General features: G+C 40.7%; 8 protein-coding genes. 5 read left to right on the top strand and 3 right to left on the bottom strand.

Going from position 1 to position 14,549, the window contains the following annotated elements:
* Window positions 1–16 precede the first annotated feature (16 nt).
* The 4 genes from QM738_RS16845 (at window position 17) to QM738_RS16830 (ending at window position 10,680) form a co-directional block, all read left to right on the top strand.
* Window positions 17–853: a hypothetical protein gene (locus QM738_RS16845; RefSeq protein WP_462277898.1), complete on the top strand. Its 837-nt coding sequence runs from the start codon at window positions 17–19 to the stop codon at window positions 851–853.
* Between the two features lie 28 nt (window positions 854–881).
* Complete coding sequence (locus QM738_RS16840; RefSeq protein WP_462277897.1) at window positions 882–9,563, top strand: DUF6443 domain-containing protein; 8,682 nt, start codon at window positions 882–884, stop codon at window positions 9,561–9,563.
* Window positions 9,563–10,210, top strand: a complete 648-nt coding sequence (locus tag QM738_RS16835; protein ID WP_462277896.1) for a hypothetical protein — start codon at window positions 9,563–9,565, stop codon at window positions 10,208–10,210. The genes QM738_RS16840 and QM738_RS16835 overlap by 1 nt, the downstream gene beginning before the upstream one ends.
* Before the next feature lie 320 nt (window positions 10,211–10,530).
* Complete coding sequence (locus tag QM738_RS16830) at window positions 10,531–10,680, top strand: hypothetical protein (RefSeq protein WP_462277895.1); 150 nt, start codon at window positions 10,531–10,533, stop codon at window positions 10,678–10,680.
* A gap of 271 nt (window positions 10,681–10,951) precedes the next feature.
* Here the strand turns inward: QM738_RS16830 and QM738_RS16825 are convergent, their stop codons facing one another.
* Together QM738_RS16825 and QM738_RS16820 are read right to left on the bottom strand one after the other, a co-directional pair.
* Window positions 10,952–11,275 carry a hypothetical protein gene (locus QM738_RS16825; protein WP_462277894.1) on the bottom strand — a complete coding sequence of 108 codons (324 nt, stop codon included), beginning with the start codon at window positions 11,273–11,275 and terminating at the stop codon, window positions 10,952–10,954.
* A gap of 6 nt (window positions 11,276–11,281) precedes the next feature.
* On the bottom strand, window positions 11,282–12,388 hold the full coding sequence (locus QM738_RS16820; protein WP_462277893.1) for an RHS repeat domain-containing protein: 1,107 nt from the start codon (window positions 12,386–12,388) through the stop codon (window positions 11,282–11,284).
* A gap of 100 nt (window positions 12,389–12,488) precedes the next feature.
* On the opposite strand from QM738_RS16820, the gene QM738_RS16815 reads away from it, so the two are divergent.
* The gene (locus QM738_RS16815) at window positions 12,489–13,547 is read left to right on the top strand and encodes a tyrosine-type recombinase/integrase (protein WP_462277892.1); all 1,059 of its coding nucleotides are present in this window, start codon (window positions 12,489–12,491) and stop codon (window positions 13,545–13,547) included.
* Window positions 13,548–14,098: 551 nt separating this feature from the next.
* On the opposite strand, the gene QM738_RS16810 is transcribed toward QM738_RS16815, so the two are convergent.
* Window positions 14,099–14,539: a hypothetical protein gene (locus QM738_RS16810; protein ID WP_462277891.1), complete on the bottom strand. Its 441-nt coding sequence runs from the start codon at window positions 14,537–14,539 to the stop codon at window positions 14,099–14,101.
* Window positions 14,540–14,549 lie beyond the last annotated feature (10 nt).

The following is a 14,549-nucleotide window of genomic DNA, read 5'->3' as shown; positions in this document are numbered from 1 at the left end:
AAATTAAAAAATGCGAATGAAAAAACTTCTCATGTGCTGTTTTTGTATAGCGGCAACATTTTCAATAAATGCGCAGATCTCAACGCTGGACTCTGCCAGGAATGAGCTATACCGTATCAATAAAGTATTTGACAGTTCACAATACCTGGGCTTTAATATGGATATATTTTATAAAAGCGATTCCGCAGGTACCACAAAAGCAACAGACGCTGTATCTGGCAATTATGTGCTCAATAAAAAGAACCTGTATTATAAAATGGGAGGTATACAATATACGCAAACAGATTCTTTTTCGTATACCGCTTATGCAGATGAAAAACTGCTTATCATGACTAAGAATCAGTCGGGAGACATAAGTGGTTCTTTCCCGCTGCGCAACTTTATCGATTCAGTTACGGAATATTATAACAGCTTGTATACTGTTACTATTGATACAACTATGGATGATTCGGTTGTTGTAACAAAGAAGATACTTTTTACTGCAGATAGCGTTGCTATCACTACCATTGATGGCAATGTTCCTTATACTTCTTTTTTTATTGAATATGAAGCAGATTCCTATTATCCGACCAAATTTCAATTCTCTTATAACGACAAAGAAGAAGCAGATAGTGCGGTGTTTTATACAGCTAAAAAAACAGTTACAATGGGCTTTAGCCATTATAAAATATATACTAATACCCAAATATTTGAAGATGCGCAATACGCATATTACAACCGGCAACGGAAAACATATCAACCTGCAGAAAATTATAAAGATTACAGGTTTGTGACGTCAGGATTTGATAACCTGGACCAGGATGCAGCCTATTACCAGGAAGTGCCTTATAACGGAGACCAACCCACCCCATAATTTATTCATTTACTTGAAGCAGAAATATATGCGCAGGATAAAACTTATTGTTACAAAATTGTTGTTTGCAGGATGCCTGCTGTTGGCAGCATTAACTACCAAAGCGTCCAGCGATCCCGAGATAGTTACAACTTTTAAAGGAAGCCTGGGAGAGATAGTGCCGGATCCCGGGGGGATCCATTCCAAAGAAACTATCGACAATATTTTTTATGGTGCACTCAATTCCACCATTGCCAATCCTGCCAATGATAAAATTACCAACGTGGTAAGTTTACTGCTGGATGAAACTGCTATTCAAAAAATAAAAACAGATTTTACTGCCCAGGTGCAGGTGAAGGTAGAATACACTTTGGTTGATGGCACTACCGGTAGTCTTTCAGCATACACGCTGGAAGTAAATTATACCAAAGCCGCCGGTTTAAAATATAACTCAAGACAAACCATACAGTTTAAACAATGCCGCAAAGTAAAAGTCACTATCCTTAATATCAGTACACCAGTTACCTACAGCTGGAATGTATGGGAGGTGATCGATCTTGAGAACAGGTTGTTCTGTAAAAGAGATTATGTGTTTAATTATACGAGCACGCTTACTCCTTCTCACAGTACACCTGCTGCTGATGCTGATGAGTTGCTGGTAAGCTGGGACGATAATCCTTTAACAGCAAATGGCAAAACACATATTGACATTGAATGGACATGGGTGGACAAAGAAGCACAGAATAATTATAAAAAAGAGGATCTTTCGGATAATAATACTTTAAAGTTTGAAGCGGACCTTTTGTTTAAAAATAATTCTTCCCGGGTTACCATAGCAAAAAGTGCCAGCAGTTATAAAATACCCATGATCTATGATGGGCTCGGTTTGCTTTTTTACAGGATACGCCCGGTGCAATATAAAGAAAATGGGCAGGTTGTAAACGGAGCCTGGAGCGCCCTGGCATTTGGTGGTATTACTTACTATGACAGAACAACAGGAGAAGGACATGAAGAGCGGCTGAACTGGCAAACCACCACTTCATTTGCAGAGGATGGCAAGCGCAAAACAGTAGTACAGTATTTTGATGGAACATTGAGAGGAAGACAAACTGTAACTAAAGATAATGTAACAGAGAAAACAGTGGTTGCAGAAACCTTTTACGATTACCAGGGGCGCCCTGCGATCAATATTTTACCGGCGCCTACAATGAACTCCATAATAAAGTATACCGAGAGCTTCAACAAATTTGTTGGCAGTTATGTAACGCCTAAGGATGCGTTCGATCTTATGCCCACTAATGCCAGTTCCTGTTCCTACAGTACACCTCAACTGGATAATACAAGTGGTGCAGCCCAGTATTATTCTACGAATAACCCGCAAAAGAATGACGGCTTTAATAAATTCATACCGGATGCAGGTGGTTATCCTTATACAGAAACACGGTATACCCCGGATGCTACCGGCCGTATAGAAGCACAGGGAGGCGTAGGCAACACTTTTCAATTAGGTAAAGGCAATGGTACTACAGACCATGATACAAAGTATTATTACGGAAAGCCGGACCAGGATGAACTGGATGCATTATTTGGAACCGAAGCAGGTGATGCCACGCATTACTCCAAGAATATGGTGAGGGATGCCAATGGACAATATAGTGTAAGCTATGTAGATATGCACGGCCGAACAGTGGCTACTGCTTTAGCAGGCACACCACCGGCAAATGTAAAAGCACTGGACTCTTATGCCGCAGGGGAACAAACAAGAACAAAGAATCTTTTGTCTCCATTGAACAATACGGTGCAGGGCAGGAGCGTAGTTTCTTCCACTACGCTCATTGTAACAAAAAATGCACCGCACCAGTTTCATTACCAGTTAAGCCCATTAAGCGCAGAAATAGTAGCCTGTAATCCCGAAGGGCAAACCGTTTGTTATGACTGTTATTACGACCTTGAAATAAGGATAACCGGTAATTGTGGATTTAGTCTTGTAAAAACAGCCACCAATCTCAGTTTCAATAATACGGGCACACCAATAGTAGATCAAAACTGTAATACATTACCGGCACCGATAGTGGTTGATTTTACCACCGACCCGCTTCCTGAAGGAGAATACAACATCACCAAAACGCTTACCGTAAATAAAGCGGTGCAGGATTGGTACCGGGAAAATGTATTCAATCAGAAAAATATCTGCAAAACACTGGAGGATTTCTATAATGAGAATTACGCCTTGATGCTGAATACCAGTGCTTGTGAGATCACCTGCACACAATGTAATGCAGCATTGGGTTCTTTCGCAACGTACCGCTCCTCTTTCCTGCAACAACAGGGCTATTCGTTGACGGATATAAATAATCCCAACTTTAAGGTTCCTTACGAAGATGAGATAGCGAAATCTTATAATGATGCCAAAATGCAGTGCGATGAGTTGTGTAACCCTGATACTAAAAATACTTTGGCTGCCATCCGCGATATCATGCTCGAAGATATGACGCCGGACCGCGGACAATATGCACGCCTCAACTTTGACCTGAACGAAGATGGTGTTATTGATCCTAATGCCCCTTTTAATGAGGAGGCGGATATGTACGAATCAAACATGAACAAACCCTATAATATCTTCAAAGATTTTTCGGGCGGTATAGCAAAATTTCAAAATCCAAAAGATGAAAAAGGTAATGACTACTATTCGGATGAAGTAGGCCGAAAAGATATAACAGGATTGGGCCTTTTGCCTGAAGATTTCTCAAAAGTGTTTAAAACATCCTGGGCAAATGCATTGATAATGTATCATCCTGAATATTGCAAACTTCATCTGGCAGAAACTTCTCTTGCTGAAAGTTATAAGAGGGACGCTTTACTGGAAGACATACATGATTGGTCGGCTGCAGTAACAGCCGGTTATGTTACAGATGCAGATGGTGCCGGTATTGTTACTAATGATCCTTTCTTTACAGGAGTTGGCAGCGGGTATAAAAATACCATGATCAGCTATATTAAAAGCAGTTTTAACCGCCTGCCCGTTTACAATGGTACCAACACCACTTTATGGAAGCTGGCCTGGCTGACCGTATTTTGCCAGAATAATACTGGTACTACCTGCGCCAGTGATGCACCCGTTAAGCCCAGCCAGTTCACTAATTTAAATAATAACTGTGCCGGCGACTGGAATTATGTATGGCGTATCTTCCGCAGCCTGTACCTGTCAGAAAAAGAAAGAATGGTGAACGACTGGTTGCAGAACCAGTGTGCCGTAAATTATACAGAACTGAACGCAAATCACTACGAAAGAAGATTTGGTAAGCCGGAAGATTATTATACCAGTGGCGGATACATGCAAAATATACTGGACCAGGTAAATAATACGCATGATGCTTCGGTAGATGATGAAATGGAGAAGCAATATGAGGATAATTGCGAAAGCTATAAGCGTGTATGGATACAGCAATTGCAGCAATGCGACCTGGTAGCGGCATTTAATACTACGGGTTCTCCCACTAATTACACATACATAGATAATGATGGTAATTACATCACTAACGTAGTGGTGAAAGAAATTACAGACGGTCTTAAAAATGTTTGTATTAACGGCAGCGACGAAAACCATCCAATGGGTTCCTCAACTGTAAAGCCAGGTACGCCTTTAACTGTTCCATCCTCCTTCCAGGATGTAATAACAACTGTATTTAATGCACATGGTATCAATCCTACCGCTATTTGTCATAAAGATATCATCGACTTTCCACAACCTTACGATAAACAAACCCCGTTAAGTAACGAAACGGTGGTGACATTAAAAGACTCCTGTGTTTGCGCAAGGATTACAGAGCTGATAGCAGAAAAAAATTCCGACAATACTTATCCTTCGGGTAATAGTTTAAGCCAGTATATTTTTTACAGGCACAACGTTACTATTCGCCAAAGCCTGCTGGATTCGTTGATCGGGGGTTGTAATGGCAGCTGCAGTTTCTGGGATCCTGCAATCGAAGTGCCGGCATTACTCAGCTGTAATAACCCTATCAGGAACTGTATTGAATGCAGTGAATATTATGCTTATAAGGAAGAGTTTAAAGATTCGATACTACCCGGATCAGCGTATGTTATTTATGCAAATCCTCAAAATGATAATGAGCTGAACATGAATAAGGCATTTGCCAAATTCATGAATAATAAAACAGGCTTCACTAAAACCTGGGGAGAGTACCTGCACTTTGAAGACACCTGTACATTGGCTTTGCCCATTGCAGGCGAAAATGTGCAGACGCCCGCAACCTGTATTGTGACCATGCAAAAAACCTATAATGGAGGCAAGGCTGATATAGGTGCAAGAACTTTGTATAACACAGATGGTACTTATGTAATAGCAGGTTATTCCAATAGTTTCGGAAATAACGGCTACGACGCATATCTCCAGAAAATGGATGTGAACGGTAATATAATATGGAGTAAAACATATGGAGGACCCAATGATGATGCTGTCTACAGTGTTAAAAAAACTGCTGATGGTGGATATATAATGACCGGCTACACGAAATCGTTTGGAGGAAGTACGAATGGCGTTGCATGGCTGGTAAAAACCGATGCCAATGGCAATGAACAGTGGACGAGGAGATTTGACGATGGCGATACAAATGGTTCGGCTGGCTATGAAGTGGTACAAACAAGTGATGGAGGTTATGCCTTTACAGGGATGAACCACGCAGCACCGGGTTATGCCAATGCAATGGTAATAAAAACCAACGGCAGTGGTGTGGCTACATGGGCCAAAAGTTTCGATAGCCAAAATTCCGATGCCGGTATTGGTATCATCGAAGACGGTACCAGCCTGGTGGTTACTGCATACCAGTATGGTCAAAGCAGTTCTACTGTAAATTCGATATCGGCACCGGATACCACGCAGGCTAATTTTGCATCAGGCTCTTCAAAATATGATGCTGTGATAATGAAATTGACCACGAGCAACGGTAATGTTGAGTGGGCAAGGAATTATAATATCGAGAACCTCAGCAATACGCCCAATACGGTATATAAAACAGCAACGGGTTACAGCTTTGCAGTAAATGACGACACCGACTGGTATACCACCCATCCAGAATTTGTGGTGGTGAATGCCAACAACAACGGTATGCCTGTATCACTCAATAAAATAAACGGCGATGCAGTACGTGTTGGTGATGCGTATAGAACTACATCCGATGCAGGATATGTGGTAACACAGCATGATTTTACCAGCAGTGGCGATATACACCTGGTAAAAGTAAACAGCAGCGGCACAGTACAATGGACAAAAAAATACATCAGAACAAACCTTCAGGTGGCCGGCAGTGTTATTCAAACTCCGGACGGTGGTTACGCAATGGCGGGTATGGATAACAGCCAGCAGTCTGGAAATAATACCAACGATATTTATTTTATAAAAACTGATGCCAGCGGCAATACAGACAATTGCAGTACGGCTACTTCCACTACCACAATCGGGTCCCCTGCTTATAATGTAGATTCCTCTTTTGTATGGAATACGGTGAGCTCTATAAGTTTTGGTGCAGATGTTACACTAACGGACTCTGTGCGAACAATGAGCACAACTATATACTGCCTCCATGCTTGTAATGCATTACCACCATCCGGCCCTAAACTTTGCGGCGACCTGATGTTCCCAACTATCAGTGAAGTAGATACCTGCAATGGCTACCTGCCCACACTGGCTTTAAATAAAGCAACCGAACAATACCAGGCCTACCTGGAACAAAAGAAGGACGAATTTGAGAATACTTACCTCAGTAAATGCCTGGAAGCAAAAGATCACGAAATATTTACCGTAGTGGCGCCTGTGGCCGAATACCATTACACATTGTATTATTACGACCAGGCAGGTAACCTGGTAAAAACAGTACCACCTGCGGGAGTACAACCCAATTTTTCGCAGACCTTTTTAGCGAATGTCAAAACGGCCCGTCAAAACGGTACCGATCTTACCATACAGCATAACCTGCCTACACAGTACCGGTACAATGCCCTTAACCAGGTAACAACGCAAAAAAGCCCGGATGGTGGCGAAAGCAATTTCTGGTATGATAAGCTGGGAAGATTAGTGGTAAGCCAGAATGCCAAACAGAAAGTAACCAGGAAATACAGTTACACTTTGTATGATGGGCTCGGCAGGATATCAGAAGTTGGAGAAAAGAATAAACTGGCAGGCAGCACTGTAATGTCGCAAACCATAGCGCAAAACCCGGGTAACTTACAGTCATGGCTAAACGCAAGCAGCAACGAACCCAATACCAGCATTACCAAAACGGTATACGATGTTAAATACGATCCTGTTTGCACACAGAATTATCTTTGCCAGCAAAACCTGCGCAACCGTGTAAGCTATACCTATGTACAGGCTACCGATGATGGCTCTGCACCAACAGAGGCGCCATGGCAAACAGCTACTTTCTATACCTATGATATACATGGTAATGTAGATGTATTGCTGCAGGATTATAAAGCCACCCTGGGCGCATTGCCTGGCGGTAACCGGTATAAAAAAGTCACTTACCAGTACGATCTTATAAGTGGCAAGGTGAACGAAGTGGCATATCAGCCCGGCTATGCCGATGCATTTTACCACCGCTACCAATACGATGCTGAAAATAAACTGACAGAAGTATTTACCAGCAGGGATTATGCTTACTGGAAACGCGAAGCAAAGTACAGCTATTACCGACATGGACCACTGGCCCGTACCGTGCTGGGTGAGCCATTGATGGAAGTGCAGGGTATCGACTATGCATACACGCTGCAGGGCTGGCTCAAGGGTGTTAACACTACTGCATTGCAGGGAGGCAGCACGATCGGCAATGGTGAGGACTGCGGTACCCCCAACAGCGCAGTAGATAACCTGTATGTATATAACAGGCTCTCACCTTATCCATCCACTTACGTAGCACGAAACAGTATCAATTTTATGCCTTCTACATTTGAAAGCAATACGCCGGATAATTTTGAAGCCTATATCGATCCTTCACTTACAGGTTGCGAAATGGATGGCACAGCAGGGGATGAGATCAACTCCCCATCCAACAATGCCGCATTTGATATGGGACAGGATGGTATGACCGACCTGGCAGGTAACCCTGTAAACAGCAGTAACACCAACCTGTATGGTAATAATATACGCACTACGGATGCTTATGGCTACAGCCTTAATTACTACAACGGCGATTACAGCCGTATCAATCAATCGGCAGCCAACCCCTTTGCAGCACTGAACATGCACCTGGCCACCGGCGAAGCCGGTAATCCATATACGGCCAACGAATTATTTAACGGCAATATAGGTACCATGGTAGTAAGCATGCCCAAGTTGGGTACAGCAAGGGTATACGGCTATAATTACGATCAACTGAACCGCATTACCAATATGTACGCCTTTAAAGGTATCAATACAGCCAGCAATACCTTTACCGCAATAGCCATTGATGATTATAAAGAAAAAGTGACCTACGATGCCAATGGCAATATACTAACCTACAAACGCAATGGTGTAAGCAGCGTGGTGCTCAACGGTGCCGGCGGCCTTAATATGGACGACCTGGCCTATGAATACATACCCAACAGCAACAAGCTGAAAAGAGTGACCGATAACCCTGCTTACAGCAGTAACTATCCCGATGATATAGATAACCAAACCGACGCCGATAATTATGTGTACGACGAAATAGGCAACCTGGTGGAAGACAAAGCAGAAGGTATTACCGGTATTGAATGGAATGTATACGGTAAAATAGCCGCCATACATAAAGTAAAAAGCGGTACACAAACGGATATCACTTATACCTATGATGCTTCCGGCAATCGCATCAGCAAATCGGTGGGCTATACCCCCGACAGGGGAGTGCCGCAGGTACGCACCACTTACTATGTAAGGGATGCCAGCGGTAATGTAATGAGTGTATACGAAGCGGGCAATAACGAACTGAATACCGGCCAGCTTACCCAAACCGAACTACACCTGTACGGCAGCAGCCGCCTGGGTGTGTACAATGTTAAAACCAATGTGCAAACCGAAAGTCGCACCTTTATCAGCATGAGCGGCGTACCCGGCGGTAACGGCGAATTAACTACCTTTACCACCGGCAACAAGTTCTTTGAATTGACCAACCACCTGGGCAATGTATTGGTAACCATCTCCGACAAACGTATTGTGTACGATGCCAACAACGATGGCATTGCCGAATACTATAAAGCAGATGTAATTACAGCAACTGACTATTATCCTTTCGGAATGAGTATGCCAGGGAGAAAGTTTAGTGCGGGAAGTGACTATAGGTATGGGTTTAATGGACAGGAAAAAAGCGATGACATTGCAACTGGACTCACAACCGCATTGTATTGGGAATATGATAGCAGGATAGGAAGAAGATGGAATGTGGATCCAGTTGTTAAAGAGTTTGAAAGCCCTTATGCTACATTCGGAGGGAACCCTATATTACTGATAGATCCAGATGGTAGTGATTGGTATAGAGATACAAAGGGAAAAAACAAAGGTGATGTTGTATTTATGGAGGGAAATGCCAATCATAAAGGGTATAAAAATATCACAGGCTCATGGACAAAACGCAACTCAAGAGGTTTTAGTTATTTATATGGCCATGGTAAAGGAGATATTTTGCAAAGTGGCCCTAATGATTTATTATCTGTTGTTGTCGTTGTTGGGAAAGGACAAAAAAGGATAACTCTTTAATGGAAAGAATGCTACAAGTTAGCAATGTTACACAAGCGGATAGGGATGCATATAATGCTCGGCCTAAACCATCATATTATGACCCCAATCCGCTTAAAACAATTTTCTATGATGCAACAATTGGTGCTTTTTGTCCTATTAAAAACGTGGATGTTTATGCAAGTGGAAATATTAAACATAAGGTTGAAGGTGATATTAAAGGAGGGAAAGGAAGTGGGACATTAGTATGGATGGGAGCACAGTTTGGATTTACAACGGCAGACAACCAAGGTTTTTATGGAAATATTGTAACTGCAGACAATTCATATCTAGCTTATAAAAAAGAATATGTACCAGGTGGAAAACTCGGAACCGAGTTTAGAGGAATACCTTTTAGAGGGTTAGGGGTAACTATACCGCTAGACGGCAAGCAGCCTAAATTTGGTGATTATGCTCCCCAATTCCGAGTAATAAATGACCTTTTTATTTATAAAGGTGTTACAGTACAAAGTGAAGTTGTAATGGGATCAAAACCTGCTATCGGTTTAAGAGGCAAACTAGAAACACCAAAGTTCAATGGGTGGAGTGCAGAAGTTGTTGCTGGTGCAAGAGTAGATTTGCAAACTCCGCCACTAGTTCAAGCCCTAATAGACGCATGGAATGAATAGATGATCTAAATAAGTTAAGCTGATGTACAAGAATCGAGTATTTATATTTGGCGTAATACTTTTTATAATAGCTGCCATAAATATGACAGTAGCTATGCTATGCTTTTCTATATTTATTCAATTTTTTTTTATGTTAGCAGTTTTTAAGGATATAAAGACCTCAAAAAAAATAAAAACTGGCACTTATACAACAGGCTATTTAACCGAATATCGTGTAATTAAAGGCCAAGAAGAATGATGTTCATACATATGAGGGCGTTATTGAATTTTGCTTTTCTAGTACAACAAACAAACATCAATTAAAACACAAATTTTCATCTTTGAAAAAGCCTACTATTGGAACAGAGTATAAAATTTGGATTGATGAAAAAATGCCAAATAATTCAATAGTATTGGATGCTTATGGAGATTATTGGAAGTATTCTATTTTAATGAGAATCCTTTTTTACAATTGGATTATTTGGGATTGATTTTCTGTTGATAAAAAAGTTGATCGCATGACTGTAATTTTCCAATTCTGAGCCGTTGTTGGCGGTGAGAGTGGGCTACCAACGAAGGCTAAGCGAAGTATTTGCTTTTGTAATTTTTATTATATTGTTACAGTGGCTGCATTAAATTTGCTACAACATTTGGTGGCAATGTTATTGGTACGGCTGAGCTTCTTTATCTAACCCTTCGATACCAACAACGGCTCAAGCCGGAGGTTAGAGTGGCAATCAACAAAGGCAAAAGAGATGTCCTCTAAAAAATAAATATTATTCCCGATTTTTTTACAATTGCATAAGTAACAAGCTCAAGCAAGTTTTTTTTAAGTTTAAATGCAGAGGATTGTTCAATAGTTTCTTTAAGAATATACAAATCATCTTCGCTAGTTATAATCGTTGTCTCATAATCGTCAATGAGCACTCCTCTTTTTTTATAAAATTTACTTACTAAATCGGACTCCCAGAAAGATGTAAACTCAGTGTCCTTAACTATAATTTCTTTGCCTACAATTTCATAATTAATATCATTAGAGGCATTTATTAAATCTTCCTTCGAATGACCAGCTATAATTTTCCGCATAAAATATTAATAATTAAAATGAGTCAGTTGATTATACTCGTCCTGTGAGTTCCCAGTTGTTCTGCCATTTACAACTTTATTATTAGGAACATTGCCTTGTGTATCTAAATATGTCCGCCGCCCAGGTAATTTTATATTTTGTATTCTAAAATATTTATTTAACGGGTCTTGAATAACCTGAATATCACTACTGGCCGATTTCCATATAATTTTCCCAGTCTCAGATACTTCAAATTCTGCATTTTTTCCAACAAATTTTTCAATTGCTCCTGTCAGGTCAGCGGCTGCCCAGCCAGCTTTATACCCATTTGCTAACAACTCCAAACTTCGTGTTTGAATTTTCGCTAAAGTTGCTAATGCACTTCTGATATTTAAAGCAGCTCCTATTGGCGCTGCTGCTACTATTAAGGTAGCAATATCATGCCGATACAGAAAATCGTCAGATTTCTGAATTTGGTTTACTGCATCTTGCTTATTATTACCATGAAATAAGGACGCTGCGATAATTGCATGGATGGTTCTCGAGGCTACATTAGATTTACTATATGTTGGCACCTGATGAGTAAAAAAATACTCAACTTGTTGATCAGCTTTCATTAGTCTTTCGTCAATATATTGATTTGAATTAATCAGGTGTTTACCAGGTTCTACAAAACGATTAAAAGCTAGTTGGTAAACTTCAATGTCAGTCATCTTACTAGTCGCCGGAGTAGCATTTTTTGGCTCTATTTTCTTGTCATGATACATTCTATTGCCAAATATATCAGCATCAATGAAATCATCTTGAACAGAAATTTTATAGACTTGTTTTTCACCGTATTTATTTAATTCAGTTGAAGGGATGTCCTCGAGACCATCTAGATCAATACACCAAATAACTTTATTACCTGCAAATTGATACGGTGTATAAAAAGCAAATTTTTTCGTCAACGGATCCACACTTAAAAACCTCCCCAACCTCGCATCATAAATCCTCATTCCATAATCCTGCACTCCTTCACCAGCATCCTTATCATTCTCTTTTCCATTAAACCCATACCTATAGTCACTTCCCGCACTAAACTTTCTCCCTGGCATACTCATTCCGAAAGGATAATAGTCACTCTTCCGCAAACTATCACCCCGCCTGAAAAATCAAAGAACTTTTGTAAAGGAAAATTAACCAATTATCGCTTAAAATTGCTTTTTTTACCGGTAAAAAAACTATTAAATTATGTCAGCAAAACAGTACCCCCTCATCCCGCTATTTGAAAAATTCATCCGGCAAACGCATAGCGGCCGCAGGCTGAAAGCCGATGGCAGCAGGATAAAAAAACAAACTGTAGGCAATTACGATTATGTGCTGCAGTATTTAAAAGACTACGAGCAGAAATTCAGCACCAGCCTGGTAATAAAACCGGTTACCGGCAATAACAAGCGCAGCCAGAAAGCGGAAGCGGCTTACTGGAAAAAATTCTACCACCAGTTCACCGATTTTTTATACCGGGATAAGGATTGCTATGATAATTATGTAGGCGCTGTGATCAAGATCATCCGCATGTTCTTTAACTATGTAAATAAAGAACTGCTGATACGCACCGGCGATTTTTATAAAAAATTCTATATCTGCAAAGAAGAAATACCGGTGATTACTTTTTTGCCGGAACAACTGCAGTTCCTCATCAATGACCAGCATTTTCATGAACAATTGCCCCGCACTTTGCAGAAGGCAAAAGACATTATGGTATTCGGCTGCACGGTGGCATTAAGGGTGTCTGATTTGTTTGCCATTAAATTCACCGATATAGAAAAAACGGGCGAGCAATATTACCTGCAGGTAAAGACCATTAAGACGGATACAGAAGTAAGGATAAAATTACCCGTGTATGCGGTAGCGATAGTAGAAAAATTCAGACTGGCAGCAAAAAAAAGAAAGACCATCTTTCCGCCCATACCCCGCACCCGGTTCAACAACCAGATGAAACAAATTGCCGAGCGGGCGGGTTGGACAAAAGAAGTGGGCAAGCAGCGCAAAAAAAGAGGCATCGATGCAAAGCCTTTGCTGAATGCTGCCAATAAACAATACCGTTTTTGCGATCTCGTGTCTTCCCACACCATGCGCAAAACAGCCATCACCACCATGCTGATGCTGGGCATGAAGGAGCATGTGGTAAAAAAGATCAGTGGCCACTCAGCTGATAGCAAATCTTTTTACCGCTATGTGAACCTGGTGCAAAGCTATTTGGATAATGAAATGGACCAGGTATTTAACCGGCTTATTGAAGTGGCATAAAATAATTATAAGGAATAGGGTGTCTTTTTGCAATTAGGATGGTGGTCTTCTAAGATCAAATACTTTTGACAAAATTCACTTACTGTAAATTTAATAACGCTTACATATACCCGAAATATAAAACCCTTTCAACATGCTATCGATTTTATTTGTATCTTTCCTTTATAACAATCATTCGCCAGTATTATTGCTGCACATCAACAGCAGCAGGACCACACCGGGATACAAACAGGATATTTACAGGACATCAACAGGACCTTTGCGGGACACTCACGGGACCCTTGCCGGTCACTTGCCAGACCACACTTCATAGCTACCCCGGTGGTATACCAATTCAAATCAATGCTTAGCCCGGATTTTAAATAATAAACCCGCTGCGCATACCAACCTGTTCAGCTATCATACAACAGGCATAAAATCCTTTACATTTTACACTATAAGCACATCGAAAAAACATTCCTATGTATCATCTATGTATCCTATGTGTCTATGTGGTCAACCCTTCAGTTGCCGGTACCAGTAGCAATTACAGTTCGCAAATATTATAACAGTTAATTTTTCTGAAATGTAAGCAAATAAGGCTCATACAATAAGAGCAATTTGTTTTTGGTGCATAATAGTGTCAACGAATCCTTTTCCGAAGCACCTGTAATAAAAGTGACATTCATTTTTTTGTAAGTCGTATTTCCTGGTAGTTCAATCCTGGATGTTAAAAGAGCATATTGCCTTGCCAGGTAAACAGAGTCCACATTTTCTATAGTAGTAATTTTAGATTGTACAGGCTTTTCAAAAAGGCATTCAACATCCATCTCTATAGAATCAGCTGAGCAATAAATACGTGCATCTTTACAGTTGTTCAACAATTCTATTTTATCCTCAGTATCTGATGTGACTAATATTTGAGAATTAATAAACCTATACTCAGCCCGTTCTATAGTGTGTTTACATGCTGTCAATAAAAATAAAATTGTGATCGCATACAATCTTTTCATTGACCTTCGG

Origin of the sequence: Ferruginibacter sp., from assembly GCF_049840995.1 — a bacterium.
Lineage (GTDB): Bacteria > Bacteroidota > Bacteroidia > Chitinophagales > Chitinophagaceae > Ferruginibacter.
This window is presented reverse-complemented; position numbering and strand designations above follow the sequence as displayed.